The 16046-nt window shown below is 69.3% G+C and carries 18 protein-coding genes and 1 riboswitch; of the genes, 10 read left to right on the top strand and 8 right to left on the bottom strand.

All coding sequences use genetic code 11. The annotated features are described in order from the left end of the window. Positions 1 to 114: 114 nt before the first annotated feature. A complete protein-coding gene (locus ABZZ22_RS22915; protein ID WP_354936397.1) occupies positions 115 to 744 on the bottom strand; it encodes a 3-oxoacid CoA-transferase subunit B in 630 nt (209 codons plus the stop codon). 1 nt (position 745) lies between these two features. Continuing rightward, positions 746 to 1510 (bottom strand): CoA transferase subunit A, encoded by a 765-nt coding sequence (locus ABZZ22_RS22920; protein WP_354936400.1) that lies wholly within the window; start codon positions 1508 to 1510, stop codon positions 746 to 748. Between the two features lie 127 nt (positions 1511 to 1637). Between ABZZ22_RS22920 and ABZZ22_RS22925 the strand changes: the two genes are divergently transcribed. After that, positions 1638 to 2450: an IclR family transcriptional regulator gene (locus ABZZ22_RS22925; protein ID WP_354936403.1), complete on the top strand. Its 813-nt coding sequence runs from the start codon at positions 1638 to 1640 to the stop codon at positions 2448 to 2450. On the opposite strand, the gene ABZZ22_RS22930 is transcribed toward ABZZ22_RS22925, so the two are convergent. After that, a complete protein-coding gene (locus ABZZ22_RS22930) occupies positions 2407 to 3411 on the bottom strand; it encodes an LLM class flavin-dependent oxidoreductase (protein WP_354936406.1) in 1005 nt (334 codons plus the stop codon). The genes ABZZ22_RS22925 and ABZZ22_RS22930 overlap by 44 nt on opposite strands. A 162-nt stretch (positions 3412 to 3573) precedes the next feature. Here ABZZ22_RS22930 and ABZZ22_RS22935 point away from each other — a divergent pair, with 162 nt between their 5' ends. Continuing rightward, positions 3574 to 4254 (top strand): Crp/Fnr family transcriptional regulator, encoded by a 681-nt coding sequence (locus ABZZ22_RS22935; protein WP_354936409.1) that lies wholly within the window; start codon positions 3574 to 3576, stop codon positions 4252 to 4254. 20 nt (positions 4255 to 4274) lie between these two features. Here the strand turns inward: ABZZ22_RS22935 and ABZZ22_RS22940 are convergent, their stop codons facing one another. Then, positions 4275 to 5324: a CobW family GTP-binding protein gene (locus ABZZ22_RS22940; protein WP_354936412.1), complete on the bottom strand. Its 1050-nt coding sequence runs from the start codon at positions 5322 to 5324 to the stop codon at positions 4275 to 4277. A gap of 115 nt (positions 5325 to 5439) precedes the next feature. Continuing rightward, positions 5440 to 5535, top strand: a riboswitch (glycine riboswitch). A 158-nt stretch (positions 5536 to 5693) separates the two neighbouring features. On the opposite strand from ABZZ22_RS22940, the gene gcvT reads away from it, so the two are divergent. The 6 genes from gcvT (at position 5694) to ABZZ22_RS22970 (ending at position 11461) form a co-directional block, all read left to right on the top strand. Then, on the top strand, positions 5694 to 6797 hold the full coding sequence (gene gcvT, locus ABZZ22_RS22945) for a glycine cleavage system aminomethyltransferase GcvT (protein ID WP_354936415.1): 1104 nt from the start codon (positions 5694 to 5696) through the stop codon (positions 6795 to 6797). A gap of 20 nt (positions 6798 to 6817) precedes the next feature. After that, complete coding sequence (gcvH, locus tag ABZZ22_RS22950) at positions 6818 to 7189, top strand: glycine cleavage system protein GcvH (RefSeq protein ID WP_354936471.1); 372 nt, start codon at positions 6818 to 6820, stop codon at positions 7187 to 7189. A 42-nt stretch (positions 7190 to 7231) separates the two neighbouring features. Then, on the top strand, positions 7232 to 8644 hold the full coding sequence (locus tag ABZZ22_RS22955; RefSeq protein WP_354936474.1) for an L-serine ammonia-lyase: 1413 nt from the start codon (positions 7232 to 7234) through the stop codon (positions 8642 to 8644). Between the two features lie 107 nt (positions 8645 to 8751). Then, on the top strand, positions 8752 to 9186 hold the full coding sequence (locus ABZZ22_RS22960) for an SRPBCC domain-containing protein (protein WP_354936418.1): 435 nt from the start codon (positions 8752 to 8754) through the stop codon (positions 9184 to 9186). Then, positions 9183 to 10775: an NAD(P)/FAD-dependent oxidoreductase gene (locus tag ABZZ22_RS22965; RefSeq protein ID WP_354936421.1), complete on the top strand. Its 1593-nt coding sequence runs from the start codon at positions 9183 to 9185 to the stop codon at positions 10773 to 10775. The genes ABZZ22_RS22960 and ABZZ22_RS22965 overlap by 4 nt, the downstream gene beginning before the upstream one ends. Beyond that, positions 10772 to 11461, top strand: a complete 690-nt coding sequence (locus ABZZ22_RS22970; protein WP_354936424.1) for a hypothetical protein — start codon at positions 10772 to 10774, stop codon at positions 11459 to 11461. Before ABZZ22_RS22965 ends, ABZZ22_RS22970 begins: the two co-directional genes overlap by 4 nt. Here the strand turns inward: ABZZ22_RS22970 and ABZZ22_RS22975 are convergent. Beyond that, positions 11429 to 11914 (bottom strand): FBP domain-containing protein, encoded by a 486-nt coding sequence (locus ABZZ22_RS22975; RefSeq protein ID WP_354936427.1) that lies wholly within the window; start codon positions 11912 to 11914, stop codon positions 11429 to 11431. The two genes, ABZZ22_RS22970 and ABZZ22_RS22975, sit on opposite strands and share 33 nt — an antisense overlap. A 58-nt stretch (positions 11915 to 11972) precedes the next feature. Between ABZZ22_RS22975 and ABZZ22_RS22980 the strand changes: the two genes are divergently transcribed. After that, positions 11973 to 12581 (top strand): TetR/AcrR family transcriptional regulator, encoded by a 609-nt coding sequence (locus ABZZ22_RS22980; protein ID WP_354936430.1) that lies wholly within the window; start codon positions 11973 to 11975, stop codon positions 12579 to 12581. A gap of 239 nt (positions 12582 to 12820) precedes the next feature. Here the strand turns inward: ABZZ22_RS22980 and ABZZ22_RS22985 are convergent, their stop codons facing one another. Continuing rightward, positions 12821 to 13030, bottom strand: a complete 210-nt coding sequence (locus tag ABZZ22_RS22985) for a DUF397 domain-containing protein (RefSeq protein WP_354936433.1) — start codon at positions 13028 to 13030, stop codon at positions 12821 to 12823. A 457-nt stretch (positions 13031 to 13487) separates the two neighbouring features. On the opposite strand from ABZZ22_RS22985, the gene ABZZ22_RS22990 reads away from it, so the two are divergent. Continuing rightward, positions 13488 to 14723: a helix-turn-helix transcriptional regulator gene (locus ABZZ22_RS22990; RefSeq protein ID WP_354936436.1), complete on the top strand. Its 1236-nt coding sequence runs from the start codon at positions 13488 to 13490 to the stop codon at positions 14721 to 14723. Here ABZZ22_RS22990 and ABZZ22_RS22995 read toward each other — a convergent pair whose 3' ends face one another. Beyond that, a complete protein-coding gene (locus ABZZ22_RS22995; RefSeq protein WP_354936439.1) occupies positions 14724 to 15293 on the bottom strand; it encodes an NUDIX hydrolase in 570 nt (189 codons plus the stop codon). Positions 15294 to 15303: 10 nt separating this feature from the next. Beyond that, positions 15304 to 15972, bottom strand: coding sequence for an HAD family hydrolase (locus ABZZ22_RS23000; RefSeq protein ID WP_354936442.1), 669 nt, complete (start codon positions 15970 to 15972; stop codon positions 15304 to 15306). Positions 15973 to 16046: the final 74 nt, after the last annotated feature.

Here is a 16046-nt window from a genome sequence, read left to right on the forward strand (position 1 = left end):
GCTCGTCGGTGTAGCGGTGCACCAGCAGCCCCTGGCCCACGCTCGCCGCCGCCTGCTGCTTGGCTGACGAGCCGACTCGACGGGGAATGCGGTCAGGACGAGCCGACTCGACCGTCAGCGCAGGACCGGCGGCTCGGTTTTCTCCGACACCTCTTCGTACGTGACGCCCGGGGCCAGCTCGACCAGGCGGACGCCGTCGGGGGTGATGTCGAGGACGCAGAGGTCGGTGATGATGCGCTGTACGACGCCGAGCCCGGTGTAGGGGAGCGAGCACTCCTTGACGATCTTGTAGGAGCCGTCGCGGGCGACGTGCTCCATCAGTACGACGACCTTCTTCGCGCCGTGGACGAGGTCCATCGCGCCGCCCATGCCCTTGACCATCTTGCCGGGGATCATCCAGTTCGCCAGGTCACCCGAAGAAGAGACCTGCATGGCGCCGAGGATGGCGGCGTCGATCTTGCCGGAGCGGATCATCCCGAAGCTCATGGCGGAGTCGAAGAAGCTCGCCCCCTTGCGTACGGTGACGGTCTCCTTGCCCGCGTTGATCAGGTCCGGGTCGACGGCGTCCTCGGTCGGGTAGGCGCCGGTGCCGAGGATGCCGTTCTCGCTCTGCAGCACGAGCTCGACGTCGTCGGGGACGTAGTTGGGCACCAGGGTCGGCAGCCCGATGCCGAGGTTGACGTAGTCGCCGTCGGACAGCTCCGCGGCGGCGCGGGCGGCCATCTCTTCACGTGTCCATGACATGTCAGCGGACCGTCCTCTTCTCGATGCGCTTCTCGGCGGCCTGTTCGGGGGTCAGGGGAACGACGCGGTGGACGTAGACCCCGGGGAGGTGGACGTCGTTGGGCGGGATCTCGCCGGGCTCGACGAGCTCCTCGACCTCCGCGATCGTGATCTGCCCGGCCATCGCGGCCAGCGGGTTGAAGTTGCGGGCGGAGTCCTTGAAGAGGAGGTTGCCGTGGCGGTCGCCCTTCCAGGCGCGAACGATGCCGAAGTCGGCGACGATGGCCTCTTCCAGGACGAACTCCTTCTCGCCGTCCGGCGTCTCGAAGGTCATCACCGGCTTCTCGGGCGAGGTCTTGATGACGTTGCCGGTGTCGTCGTACTTCCACGGTAGCCCACCCTGCGCGACCTGCGTGCCGACACCGGTGCGGGTGTAGAAAGCGGCGATGCCGGAGCCGCCCGCGCGCATCCGCTCGGCGAGCGTGCCCTGCGGGGTCAGCTCGACCTCGAGGTCGCCGGAGAGGTACTGCCGCGCGAACTCCTTGTTCTCACCGACGTACGACGCGACGACTCGGCGCAGGCGCCCGGCACCGAGCAGCAGGCCCAGGCCCCAGTCGTCGACGCCGGCGTTGTTGGAGACCACCTCGAGGTCGGTGACGCCGGCCTCGAGGAGAGCATTGATGAGCACCGAGGCGATGCCGCACAGCCCGAAACCGCCGACCGTGAGGGTCGCTCCGCTCGGGATGTCCGCGACCGCCTCGGCGGCTGAGGAGATGACCTTGTCCATGATGATCAGTCAAGGCCTGGCACGCCGATCGGTCAATAGGCGAGCGCGAGTTCCCGCTCAGTCTTTCGATGAGCGGCCCCGCTGACGCAGTGGCGTTCACTGAATGGACACGCCTATCGTACGTCCCATGCAACCCGGTCCGGGCGAGCCGCAGCCCAGCACTCAGCCCAGCGTGATCCGCCGCAGCGCGCACCTGCTGCGGCTGCTCGCCGCGCGCGAGCCCGAGGGTGCGACGACCACCCAGCTCGCGACGGCCGCCACGATCCCGCGCCCGACCGCTCACCGGCTGCTCAGCGCGCTCCAGGAGGAGGGGCTGGTCGAGCGCGACAACGACACCGGCGCCTGGCACCTGGGCCCGGAGTGCTTCCTGCTCGGCGCCGCCGCGACCACCCGCCACGACATCACCCCGGCGGCCCGGGCGGCGGTGCTGCGCATCGCCCGGGAGACGGGGGAGAGCGCCTTCTTCTCGATCCGGCGCGGCGACGAGACGGTTTGCGTCCTGCGCGAGGACGGCAGCTTCCCGATCCGCTCGCACGTGCTCCACGAGGGGATCCGGTTCCCGCTCGGGGTCGCTTCGGCGGGCCTGGCGATCCTCGCCTTCCTGCCGGAGTCGCGACGCGAGGCCTACCTGGCCCGCACCGACCTCGTCGAGTCCTACGGTGAGCAGCATTCGGCGTCCGCTCTCCGGAAGCGGGTCGCCGCGACCCGCGAGCGCGGCTTCGCCGTCAACCCGGGCCTGCTCGTCGTCGGTAGCTGGGGTCTGGGTGCGGCCGTCTTCGACGCCCACGGGCAGCCGTACGGAGCGTTGAGCATCACCGGCATCGAGGCCCGTCTCGCGCCCCCGCGTCAGGCCGAGCTGGGCCGCCTCCTCCTGGAGGCCGCCCACACCCTGACGACTAGCTCCGGGACGGGGTCGACGCCTGGGTCCGCCCGGTCATGATCTCGGCGAGCGCGGCATCCGAGGCGAGCTGGGCGTCGAGGTCGTAGGTGGAGGTGAAGGCGAGGAGCTCGTCAGCCCCGGTGGATTCGGCCAGCCGGTCGAGGCGGCGACGCACGGTGGCGGGGGAGCCCGCGGTCGTGCGCGCGAGATGCGCCTCGACCCGCTCGCGCAGCTGGTTGGTCCACGCCTGGTCGCGGATCGCCGAGAGCGGCTCGAGCGGCCCGAACTCGCCGGTCTGCCGCGACCTGGCCATCGCCCACGCCTCCGGCAGCGCGAGCTCGGCGGCCTCGGCGTCGGTGTCGGCGACCAGCACGTCGGCGGAGACCGTCACCGACGGCGCCGAAGCCTGAGCGGAGGGCCGGAAGTCGTTCCGGTACGCCCCGAGCAGCTCGCCCACCCGCGGGCTGTGCAGCGCCGGACCGCCCACGACGACCGGCAGCCCGAGCCTCGCCGCGAGAGCGAGACCGCGTCCGGTCGCGAGCACGAAGACCGGGATCTGGCGCGCGGCGGCCGGGCGGGCGGTGACCGCCGCGGTGCGGTCGAGATAGCCACGGAGCTCCTCGATGTCCTCGGCGAACGTGTCCGCGTCGTCGAGATCCTGGCGCAGTGCGCGGCGTACGGGTGCGGTGAAGCCCAGAGTGCGTCCGACTCCCAGGTCGATCCGACCCGGGTAGAGCGCGTCGAGCATCAGGAACTGCTCGGCCACGACCAGCGGCTGATGGTGCGGCAGCATCACGCCGCCCGAACCGAGCCGGATCGTGGAGGTGTGCGCACCGAGAGCGCCGAGCAGCACCGGCGGCGATCCCGACGCGATCCCCGGCACCGCATGGTGCTCGGCGACCCAGAACCGGTGGTAGCCGAGCCGTTCGGCCGTCACCGCCCGCTCGATCGTGTGGGTCAGCGCAGCGCCCTCGGCGTACCCCGCCCGGGTGCGGGACCTGTCCAGCATGGAGAGCTTCACAACAACACCAACCCCGTCCTCGTCTCGAGGCTTCCCATCATCTCCGGTGTGGCGAAGAACGCACTCGACAGGCGTGCGATGAGGGACACACATCCGCTGTCGGCGCCCCTGGCCTCGGTACCCTGATGGCTTGAGCCAAACGACGACAGGAGCGGCTTAGTAATGGATCGAGACGTGCTTCGGCACGCGCCGCTTTTCGGCGAGCTGGACGACGAGTCGATGACGGCGATGCTCGCGATGATGGGGGAGGCCCGCCTCCGGCGTGGCCAGGTGCTGTTCCACGAGGGTGATGCCGCTGAGCGGCTCTACGCCGTCGTGTCCGGGAAGGTGAAGCTGAGCCGTGCCTCGGCCAACGGGCAGGACAGCGTCCTGGCGATCCTGGGGCCGGGACAGGTCTTCGGTGAGCTCTCGCTCTTCGACCCCGGTCTACGTTCCTCGACGGTCACGGCCGTCACCGACCAGGTCGAGCTCGCCTCGCTGTCGCACGACGACCTGCTGAGGCTGCTCGACGGGCGGCCGGGTGTGACGCGCGGACTGCTCGCGCTGCTGTCGGGTCGCCTGCGCCGGGCCAACGACGTGATCGGTGACCTGGTCTTCGCCGACGCGCCCCGCCGGGTGGCGAAGGCCCTGCTGGATCTCGCCGAGCGGTTCGGTGAGACCACCGATGAGGGCGTGCACGTCCGTCACGACCTCACCCAGGAGGAGCTCGCCCAGCTCGTGGGCGCGGCCAGGGAGACGGTCAACAAGGCGCTCGCCGACTTCGCGGCCAAGGGCTGGGTCAGACTGGAGTCGCGCTCGGTGGTCATCACCGACATGGAACGGATCGTACGCCGAGCCGGCTGAGAGCGCTGGTCAGAGACCGGTCAGAGACTGACGCGCACCAGCTGGCGGAGCCGGCGGAGGCCGTCGGTGCTCGGTCGCTCGGCGGGAGCGAGGGCATCGGTGAGCCTCTGCCGGACCGCATCGGGATCGAGGTCCAGACCGATCGCCACCAGCTCGCTCTGGGGCTCCGTCGCCCGGCTGGGCGTTCGCCTCTCCGCGGCCACATGGGCGCTGCGCCCGACCAGGTTCACCTGATAGCTCCGCGGGCCCTGCCCGGTCGCGACGGCGACGGTCCCCTTGACCCGGTACGCCGCAGCCGGCGGGTCCTCGAGCAGGTCGAGCAGCCGAGCGGGCTCGACGGTGCCAGCAGTGGTGACGGTGACCGACCGGGCGTGCTGATGGGCCGCGTGGTCGGCGGCCGCCTCGCGCAGCAGCGCGGCGATGGGCAGCTCGTCGGGCGGGTCCTCGGGCACAGCGGCGTCGTAGACGAGCCGGGGATCGATGCGGCCACCGACTGCGTACGCGATCTGGACGTCGGGGTTGTGCTCGCGCACGCGTCGCTCGATCCGCGCCAGGACCTCGTCCCGCTCGGCGGCCGGCACCAGGTCGGTCTTGTTGATGACGACCAGGGTGGCCGCGGCGAACCGGACCGGTGCCTGGCCCCGGCCGTCGTCGAGGGTGTCGAAGTAGGCCGAGGCGTCGACGACCTCGATGAGTCCTCCGCGGCGTACCCGCTCGACACCGCTGAAGCGGACCAGCCGGGCCAGCGTGCCGGGCTCGGCGAGCCCGCTGGCCTCCACGATGACGGCGTCGAGCGCGAGCCGCGGGTGGGTCAGCTTCTCGAGGGCATCATCGAGGCCGCCGGCGTCGTCCAGACAGCACAGGCAGCCCCCGGCGATCGAGGCCGGCTCGTCGACCTGACCTGTGACGAGGCCGGCGTCGACGTTGATGTCGCCGAAGTCGTTGACGACCACGCCCACCCGCGCGCCCGGCTGGCGCAGCAGATGGTTGAGCAACGTCGTCTTGCCCGACCCGAGATGGCCGGTGAGGATGACCACGGGAACCCGGGTGCTGGCGCTGGTCGGTGGCATCGAGCCATCGTAGGACCGATGAGAACAGTTCCCGTTAACGGGGTCGAGGCTCGCCAGATCTTGACGGCCGAGGTGGCCAGACCTAGGTTTGCCGCACAACTTCACATCCGCCGTTCGAACCGCAGCGGGAGAGTCCTCGTCCATCCCGGGTGAGGCGCCGAAGGAGCAAACCTCCCCAGAATCTCTCAGGCCCCATGACCGCTGTGGTGAGGCGAACTCTGGAAAGACAGGATCCGCTGGATCCTGCACCCACGGTGCAAATCGTCCCAACGGGGCGGTGAAGCTCTCAGGTAGCGATGACAGAGCGGGGAGGTCACCCGTCCACGGGCGCCGCGTCAGCGGCAGCCATCATCAGGGAGCCTCCCGCACATGACCTCACCTGTCCCTACCCCTCTGCATGCGATCCACCAGTCGCTCGGCGCCTCGTTCACCGACTTCGCCGGCTGGAGCATGCCGGTCCGCTACGGTTCGGAGACCGCCGAGCACAATGCCGTACGCACCACCGCCGGGCTCTTCGACCTGAGCCACATGGGCGAGATCGAGGTGACCGGGCCGCAGGCGGGTCGGGCCCTCGACCGCGCCCTTGTCGGTCGGCCGTCGAAGATCGGCCTCGGTCGCGCCCGCTACTCCATGATCTGCGCCGAGGACGGCGGCATCATCGACGACCTGGTCGTCTACCGGCTCGAGGAGGAGCGCTACCTGGTCGTCGCCAACGCGAGCAACGTCCATGTGGTCGCGCCGGCTCTGATCGAGCGGGCTGACGGGTACGACGCCGTCGTCCGTGACGCCTCCGCGGAGTGGGCGCTGATCGCGGTCCAGGGGCCGGCCTCGTCGGCGATCGTCGCGGCGGTGACAGAGCTGGACGTACCGTCCCTGCGTTACTACGCCATCGACGCCGGCACGATCGTCGGGACCGACGTCCTGCTCGCGCGCACCGGTTACACCGGGGAGGACGGGTTCGAGGTCTACTGCGCGCCCTCTTCGGCCGCCGCCGTCTGGGAGGCGATCACCGTGGCCGGGGAGCCGCACGGGCTGATCCCCGCCGGCCTCGCCTGCCGCGACACCCTCCGGCTCGAGGCGGGCATGCCGCTCTACGGTCACGAGCTGAGCCGCGAGACGACGCCCTTCGAAGCCAACCTCGGCCGCGTGGTCTCCTTCGACAAGCCCGACGGCTTCGTCGGCGACGCCGCCTTGGCCGCGCGCCGTGAAGAGGGCCCGCGCAGCACGCTCGTCGGTCTCGTGGCCACCGGTCGCCGGTCGCCGCGGGCCGGCTACGCCGTCGTCGATCCCGCCTCCGGCGACGAGATCGGCGTCGTGACCAGCGGCTCCCCGTCGCCGACGCTGGGCCGACCCATCGCGATGGCCTACGTCAGGCCCGAGCTCGCCGTCACCGGCACCAAGGTCCAGGTCGTCGTACGCGGCAGCCACGAGGACGCCGAGATCGTCGACCTTCCCTTCTACTCCAAGAAATGAGCCAAGAGATGAGCACCGCCATGAGCAACCCGACCCACCTGTCCTACACCGCCGAGCACGAGTGGATCGAGACCCGCGACGAGGTCGCGCGCGTCGGTGTCACCGCCTTCGCCACCGAGGCGCTGGGTGACATCGTCTTCGTCGAGCTGCCCGAGGTGGGCGCCAAGATCACCGGGGGAGAGAGCTGCGGTGAGCTGGAGTCGACCAAGTCGGTCAGCGACCTCTTCGCGCCCGCCGACGGCGAGGTGCTCGCGATCAACTCTGCCGTCGTCGACGACCCGGCGCTGATCAACAGCGACCCGTTCGGTGCCGGCTGGCTCTTCGAGATGCGCATCTCGAACGCTCCCGACCTGCTCGACGCCGCTGCCTACGACGCTTTGATCGAGGAGTGAACTGACGTGACCGCTGACCTCAGCGGTGCCCGGGCCCCGGTCGTGGCGATCACCTTGAGCACGTTCGACCTGTACTCGATCGGGATCGGCCCGTCCTCCTCGCACACCGTCGGACCGATGCGGGCCGCGAAGACCTTCGTCGACGGCCTCGTCGAAGACGGTCAGCTGGAAGAGGTGACGCGAGTGAAGGCCGAGCTGTTCGGGTCGCTCGGCGCGACCGGTCACGGCCACGGCTCGGCCGGAGCAGTGCTCCTCGGCCTCGAGGGCGAGGAGCCGGCGACCGTCGACACCCGCAGCTCGTCGGCGCGGGTGGCGGCGATCCGTGAGCGCGGCGAGCTGACGCTCGGCGGCCACCGTCCGATCCGCTTCGCCGTCGACACCGACCTGGTGATGCATCGGCGCAAGAGCCTGCCGGACCATCCCAACGGCATGGTGTTCACCGCCTACGACGCCTCAGGCCAGGTACGCCGCGAGCGGACCTACTACTCCGTCGGCGGTGGCTTCGTGGTCGACGAGCACGCCTCGGGCGCCGCGCGGGTCGTTCCCGACAGCTCGCGTGTCCGGTTTCCGTTCACCACCGGTGCCGAGCTGCTCAGCACCTGCGAGCGCGAGGGGTTCCGGGTATCCGACCTCATGCTCGCCAACGAGCTCACCTGGCGTACCCAGGCCGAGGTCCGCGCCGGTCTCCTGGAGATCTGGCAGGTGATGGCGGACTGCGTGCAGGCCGGCTGCGACCGTGACCCGGTCACCGACGGCGTACTTCCTGGTGGTCTGCGGGTCCCGCGCCGGGCGCCGCTGCTCTATCGCGACCTGGCCTCCGGAGCCGGCGCCCAGGACCCCTTCCGGGTCATGGACTGGGTCAACCTGTTCGCGCTGGCGGTGAACGAGGAGAACGCCTCGGGCGGCCGGGTCGTCACCGCTCCCACCAACGGCGCGGCCGGCATCGTGCCCGCCGTCCTGCACTACTGGGTACGTTTCGTGGCCCCCGAGGCCGGCCTGGACGAGGCCGCGATCGAGGACGGCATCGCCCGCTTCCTGCTCACCGCGGCCGCGATCGGGATCCTGTGCAAGACGAACGCCTCGATCTCCGGCGCCGAGGTCGGCTGTCAGGGCGAGGTCGGCTCGGCCTGCGCGATGGCGGCGGGCGCTCTGTGCGAGGCGCTGGGCGGGTCCCCGGAGCAGGTCGAGAACGCCGCCGAGGTCGGGATCGAGCACAACCTCGGCCTCACCTGCGACCCGGTCGGTGGGCTGGTGCAGATCCCGTGCATCGAGCGCAACGCCATCGGCAGCGTGAAGGCGATCAACGCCGCCCGCCTCGCCCTCAACGGCGACGGCTCCCACAAGGTCAGCCTCGACAAGGTGCTGAAGACCATGCGCGAGACCGGGGCCGACATGTTGGTCAAGTACAAGGAGACCTCCCGCGGCGGCCTCGCGGTCAACGTGATCGAGTGCTGAGCCCTGCTGTACGCGGCGCCCCTCCTCCGCAACCTGGCCGTCCGCATAAGGCGCCGCGGGCGGGGTACCGCTACGGCCAGTGACCCCAAGTCGCCGAGGACATCTCCATGAGTACAAACCGCAGATTGGTCCACGCATCACCCCAGCACGTGTGGGACGTCCTCTCGGACGGTTGGCTGTACCCGGCCTGGGTGGTCGGCGCCTCTCGATTGCGCGACGCAGACAAGGACTGGCCGAACGTCGGCGCGCAGCTGTATCACTCCGTCGGCGCTTGGCCACTGCTGATCGACGACAGCACCGAGGTGCTCGAGTGCTCGCCCGGGAGCAGGCTGTTGCTCCGTGCGCGCGCCTGGCCCGCAGGGGTCGCGCATGTCGAGATCACGGTGGAGGCGGCAGGAGAGGACACCGAGATCGCGATTCGAGAACAGGCCGTCGATGGCCCGGGCGCTATGATCCCACGGCTGGTCCAGGATTCGCTTGTCGGCTGGCGAAATGTGGAGACTCTCCGGCGCTTGGCCTACATCGTCGAACACCGTCCATGAGTGACGCCGCCTACGACGCGGTCGTCGTTGGTTCCGGACCCAACGGCCTGGTCGCGGCCAACCTGCTGGTCGACAAGGGCTGGTCGGTGCTGGTGCTCGAGACCCAACCCACCACAGGCGGAGCGGTCCGCAGCTCCGAGGACGTCCACCCGGGCTTCGTCCACGACACCTTCAGCGCGTTCTATCCGCTCGCGGCCGCCTCTCCCGCTATCCGCGAGCTCGGTCTGGACGAGTACGGGCTGCGGTGGACGCATGCTCCCGCGGTCCTGGGCCACCCCCTGCAAGACGGCAGCTGGGCGCTGCTGCACCGCGACCGGCACGTCACCGCAGAGCTGCTCGATGCCCAGCACGCCGGCGACGGCCAGGCATGGCTGGAGCTGTGCGGTCTCTGGGACCAGATCGGTGAACCGCTCGTACATGCCCTGCTGACCCCGTTCCCGCCCGTGCGGCCGGGGGTTCACCTGCTCAACGCCCTACGTCGTGCAGGGGGCCTGGCGGCGGTGCGTACCCTCCTCACGCCAGCCGGAGACCTCGCCCGCAACTGTTTCGGGGGCGAGGCTGCGCGTCTGCTCCTGGCCGGCAACGCCGGACATGCCGACATCCCGTTGGATGCGCCGGGCTCCGGCACGATGGGGCTTCTGCTCGCGATGCTGGGCCAGACCGTCGGCTTCCCCGTCCCAGAGGGAGGCGCTGGCATGCTCGCCGCCGCGCTGGAGCGCCGCTTCCGCGAGCATGGTGGTGACGTCCGCTGTGGTGCCGAGGTCACCCGCCTCGGTGTCGACGACGGTCGCGTCACCGAGGTTCGCACCCGTGACGGCCACCGGATCAAGGTGGGCCGGGCCGTGATCGCCGCCGTCGCGGCGCCCCATCTGTACGGCCGGCTGCTCGACCCCGCAGACGTGCCGCGACGCGTCGCAGCCGGCATGGCGAACTTCCAGCTGGACCCGGGCACGGTGAAGGTCGACTGGGCGCTGCACAAGCCGATCCCATGGCTCACCGAACCCGCGTACGCGCCCGGCACGTTCCACGTCGCCGACTCGGTCGAGCAGATGACCCAGTCCTTGTCTCAGGTGACTGCCGGCGTCATCCCCGACGCTCCGTTCCTCCTGGCAGGTCAGATGACCACCACCGACCCGACCCGCTCGCCGCCGGGGACGGAGTCGGTGTGGGCCTACACGCACGTGCCGCAGACGGTGCTGCGCGATGCGGGGCCTGACGGGCTGCGCGGACGATGGGACCAGGAGGAGTGCGAGCGTTTCGCCGACCGCATGCAGGCGCGCATCGAGCGCCTGGCGCCCGGCTTCGGCAGTGCCATCGCCTCACGACGCGTTCTCGGACCCCAAGAGTTCGAGGCTCTCGACGCCAACCTCATCGGCGGGGCGATCGGCGGCGGCACCTCTCAGCTCCACCAGCAGCTGGTCTTTCGACCGGTGCCGGGGCTGGGGCGGGCAGAGACCGGCATCACCGGACTGTTCCCCGGCTCCGCCTCCGCCCACCCCGGCGGTGGCGTGCACGGCGCAGCCGGCAGCAACGCAGCCCGTGCCGCCATCCTGCACGATCGCTTTCGATGGGGAAGGCAAGCCGCGTGATTCCCACGGTCACAGACTCGATGGCGCGCGCGGGCGGTCGGGTGCTGCAGGCCGGTGTCGGCGTGCTCGCCCACTTGCGACCCGCCGACAAGCCCCTGCACCCGCACGGCGAGGTGCACCTGGCCCTGCTGCGGCGGCACCGGGGAGCCACCACGGGCGCGGCGTTCCTCGATGAAGGCGGGGCGGACGAGGTGGTGGTACGACTCTCCCGTGCGGTCGGCCTGCCTGAGAAGGTGCCCGATATCAACGGGCTTGCCGTGCGCGTTCCCACCGCCCGCGGCGAACACGCCGACCTCCTGCTCGCCACCACCGGTCATGGTCGATGGACCCGGTTCCTGCTGGCTCCCAAGACCCGTCTGTTCGACGGGTTCTTCAGCACGCTGCTCCCGTACCGCGCCCCCACTGGGCCGGTCTGGCTCGGAGCGCAGTTCGCCGGCGCGGCCACGTGGCAGCTGGTGTGGGCGCGGCCCGGGACGGACTGGACGCCGTTCGCGACGCTCGAGCTGACCGTCGAGTCGGACCACGACCTGCTGCTCTCCTTCGACCCGACCCGCTCGACACCACCCGGGCTCGAGATCTACGAATGGCACCGCCACCTACGAGCTCCCGCCTATGCGACGGCGCGGCGGTCGCGGACCCCCGTCGCCAAGCCGCTACGCGGGCTTGAGCACCCGCGCTACGAATGAGTCGAGGTTGCCGAGCAACCGGTCGACCTTCTGCTCGACGCTGAGGGTCTCGTGGATGACCGGGCTGTCGAGCTTGCGCTTGCCGCGCGCCTTGAGGGAGCAGTCGAGGTCGGCGCAGATGTAGGTGCCGACGGAGTTGCCGTCCTGCCCGGAGCGACCGGCGCGGGAGGCGACCAGCAGCGCGACGTCACCGACCGTGGTGCACAGCGCGCACATCGTCTTCCGCGGCCCGCGCGTCTCACGCGAGGCGCGGAGGGCGACGCCGCAGAGCCGGCCCTCGTGCTCGGTGACGAGGTAGTGGTTCTGCGGCGCCTTCGGGTCCTGCCAGCCGAGGTAGTCCAGGTCGCCCCACGACCGTTCGGCCAGGTCAGCGGGGAGGTTGAGGCGCTTGGTCGCACCCTTGGTGAGGTTGACGAACGAGGAGCGTACGTCGGTCTCGGTCAGCGGCTTCATATCAACGAGGCTAGAATTTCCTACAACCGTTAGGCAACTCGTTATTCGGAGGATGTTGATGGGCCGTCCAGGGCTGAACCGGACCGCCGTGATCGCGGCCGCCGCCGACCTGGCCGACGAGCTGGGCTTCGACGCCGTCACGATCTCGGTCCTCGCGCGCCACCTCGGCGTCAGATCGCCGACCCTCTACTCCCACATCTCCGGAGCCACCGACCTCCGCACCGCCGTCACCGCGTACGTCCTCGACGAGCTCGCCGACACCACGAGCCGGGCGATGGCGGGGGAGGGCCGCGACCTCCTCGTCGCGTACGCCGACGCCATCCGCGACTTCGCCCGCCGCTCACCCGGCCGCTACGACGCCACCACCCGCCAACGCGTACCGCCCGGTCAGGCGAGGGAGTCCCGGACTGACTCCGTGGGTGAGGCGATCACCGCCGGCCGCCGCAACGCCGACCTCGCCCTCACCGTCGTCCGCAGCTACGGCATCGCCGAGACCAACGATACGTACGCCGTCCGGCTGATGTCCAGCCTCATCCACGGCTACATCACCTTGGAGATGGCCGGCACCTTCGCCCACCGCGAGCCCACGAGTGAGACCACTTGGCCCGCGGTCCTCGAGGACCTGGACCGCACCCTCACGCGGATAGCGACGGCGCAGTGTCACTGATCGCGATGGTTAAGCGCCGCCGACCTCCCTGGATCAAATGAGTCAATTGCGGCGTAGGTCTCTGGCGCCTGCCAGGCTGCGCAGGGCCGCGTTCAGGATGGGCCGGTGGCCAAGGCAGGGACGCGCCTTGGGCGAGAACCAGGACCGCCAGCAGGACATACAACGCAGCACTTCAGGGTGCTCTGGGTCTACCTCAACGCTGCCGCTGCACTGCGGGCACGGTTCCATAGCGGAGCTCCCTACGGCTTGACGTCGAACTCTCCCACCTTCGCACCGGTCAGAAAGTCTGTCCACTCAGCCGTCGTGAACTCGACAGTCTTGCCGGTCGTGGAGTTGCGGACCGCCACCGTGCCCGGACGGTTGGTCGCGACTTCCACGCACCGAGGGTCGTTGTTGTCGTAGGAGCACGCGGTTGACGTGCGGAACTCGAGCTCGGGGAGTGCGGTCATGCGCGTACCTTTCGTAGATTCTGCTCCGAGGAGACGGTCCCCGCACCGCTTGTGCGACTGTCTACGGCCGTACTGACGGGTCTGTATGAACCCAAAGCGCCAAGCCTCCGGCGCTCCTCAGGAGACAACGTCTGGCAGGAGGGTGCTTCTGCTCTCTGAGCCAGCGCAGTCCGCACGTGCCGCATGTAGTCGGGTCCTGGTCCATCCCCTGAGTCCTGTCTCATAGACAAAGTGCTGGCACCCGGAACGCCGCAGGCCCATCAATGGTTTGAAGGAGGCGATCCCAACCGGCAGCGCCCCGGGGTGAGACAAGCCTGTTGGACGTGCAGGGCATGGGCAGGTGGGGGCAACCCACCGCCTCAAGTGGGGAGATTCCCCCTAGTTCCATTGGTGGTGAGGCCTCACCGCTGAGCCCTATCCTGGAAGCGGTCCCAATCTCGTGATGAAGGCAAGGCCCATGCCGAATCCGCAGAACCCCGACGAACTCGCCGCACGCGTCATTGGCGAGCGCATCCAGAACATCCGCACCCGCACCGGGCGTACCCGGGCGGTCATCGCTGGTCTCGTCGGTCGGTCTGAGGACTGGCTCCGCGATGTGGAGAAGGGCCGGCTTCAGCATCCTCCTGGCCTTGAGATGCTGCTCAAGATCGGGCAGGCGCTCGGCGTACGTGACCTGACCGAGATCACAGGCGAGCACCAGTTGTTGGTTGGCATCTCTCGCCGTGCCGGACATCCCGTCGTGCCTGCCATTCGTGAGGCCATTGAAGGCGTGGATCTTCGTCCTGTCCCTTCGCCCATCGACACCAATGAACTCGCCGCGCGCGTCGAGCGCGCATGGAGGCTTTGGCACACCTCGAAGACGCCTCGCGCTGACGCAGGGGCAATGCTCCCCGAGCTGATCACTGATGGGCGACGTGCGCTGCGGACCCTGGACGGGCAGGAACGACGCGACGCTGCCGCCGCGCTCTCCGGTGCGTACGCGTTGGCCGAGCAGGTTTTGGCTTGGGTTGCCGACGCTCCATTGCTTTGGCTTGCTGCTGACCGCTGCATGGCTGCCGCTGAGATCGCTGATGACCCGGTAACGCTCGCGTCGGCGTCGTGGGTGCTCGGTAACGTCTGGCGCTCGACAGGCCGCGAGGAAGACGCCTACCGGCTCGCATCGGATGCCGTGGCACTGCTTGAGCCGCACCTGGACGGCGACGAGGATGCCCAAGCGATGTGGGGTGCCTGCCAGTTACACGGGGCAATCACAGCCGCCCGGATCGGTCGTGAGGGTGACGCGCTCCGTGGGATCGACCAGGCAATGACGATGGCGCGCGCGATGCCTGAAGGCTCCGCGCACCCGTGGACCCTGTTTGGCGTGGCGAACACCGACGTCAGCGCCGTGTCAGTGCAGGTCGAACTACGCAAGTCCGGGGGAGCGCTCGAGGTGGCTAGCGCCGTAGACCCCGACGCGGTGCCCTCAGTGGACAGGCGGGCGCGGCTGTGGCTCGAACTGTCCCGTGCCTACGCCCAACAGCAGGACTGGATCGGCAGTCTCGGTGCGCTCCGCACCGGCACTGGCATCAGCGAGGAGTCGATGCGTAGCCACCCGTTGGCGCGGTCGCTGGCGTCCGAGTTGGTGACGCATGGCGGTCGGCTCAATGAGCGTGAGTCCCGAGCGCTCGCATCCAGGCTCGGAGTGACTGCCTAATCAGGGTTCGGACCGAAGCTTGCCCTCAGCGCGAGCCAGCAGCAGCTTGTACAGCGGAGCGACGGAGCCAGCCCCGATGATCTTGCCCTCGGCGATCAATCCCTCGATCTCGTCCAGCGGGATCCAGCGGACCGTGTCAGTCTCGTTGAGGTCGGGGGCTGCACCGGTGTCCGTGGCCCCGCGAGCGAGGTAGATGATGTTCGGCTGGTCCACGCTGCCGACCAACGGCTGGAACTCAAGGAACTTCTCGATCGTGCGTGGCCTCCGGCCGGTCTCCTCCTCGGCCTCACGCAGAGCGGCGACGTGCAGCTCTTCGCCGTCGTCGAGGTAGCCACCCGGCAGCTCCCACACCCACCGATCCTGGATGAACCGATGGCGCCACATCATCAGCACCCGCTCGGAGTCATCGACCATGAGCACCAGGACCGCCGCGGGAATCCGCATCACCCACTGATCGAACAACGTCCCATCAGGAAGCTCCACGTTCGCCCGGCTGAGCACCATCTTCAACTTGTCGTCGACGACTTCCTCGCTATGGATGATCCACTGGGTCGCGCTGCGCTCGGCCACGGTGACCAACTTAGCGGCCTTCCGGTCCACTCTCGTTGAGGGCCGCGATCCACTTGGGAAGCTCGGCGAGTGACGAGATTCGAAGCGTCGCGATCTCGTCTGCCGCCGGGTCGTGTTCCTGGATCACGCCCCACGGCCCTCGTCGGATCAGCGCCGTCGCCATTCCGGACTCAGCGGCCGGCCGGATGTCGTTGTCGAGCCGGTCGCCGACGTAGAGGATCTCCTCCGCCGCGTACGGAGCCGCCTCGATGACATGCTCGAAGAACCCCAGATCCGGCTTGCTCACACCCCAGTCGTCGGAGGTTGCGACCATGTCCACTGGAAAGTCCAGCTCCCGCAGGGTCCGCCCCGCGCTCACTGTCTGGTTCCCAGCCAACCCCAGCCACAACCCGTCCTCGCGCAGCGCTTTCAAAGCAGAGCGTACGTCGGGATAGAAGTCATCCTCCCCGAACCGCTCAGCCTGCCCGGCCTCTTCCCGCTTCCGCCGTTCCTCGGTCAGATCGAACCCCGGCTGGAACACCTGGAACGCCTCGCGATAGTCCATCCCACGAGCGATCACCGCCCCGAACACCGCCGACAACGTATGCCTCGGCACCCCCAGCCAGTCCGCCCAAGTCCCGTACTCGCGGGTCTCGTCAACCAGGCACTCGCCTACGTCGAACACCACCGCCCGAATCATGGATCGGGATCCTTCCACACCACCTGTGTCACAGGCGGCGGAGTGACGCGGGTGCGAGCGCCTATGGCAATGGA

Origin of the sequence: Nocardioides sp. NPDC006273, assembly GCF_040613495.1 — a bacterium.
Classification (GTDB): domain Bacteria; phylum Actinomycetota; class Actinomycetes; order Propionibacteriales; family Nocardioidaceae; genus Nocardioides.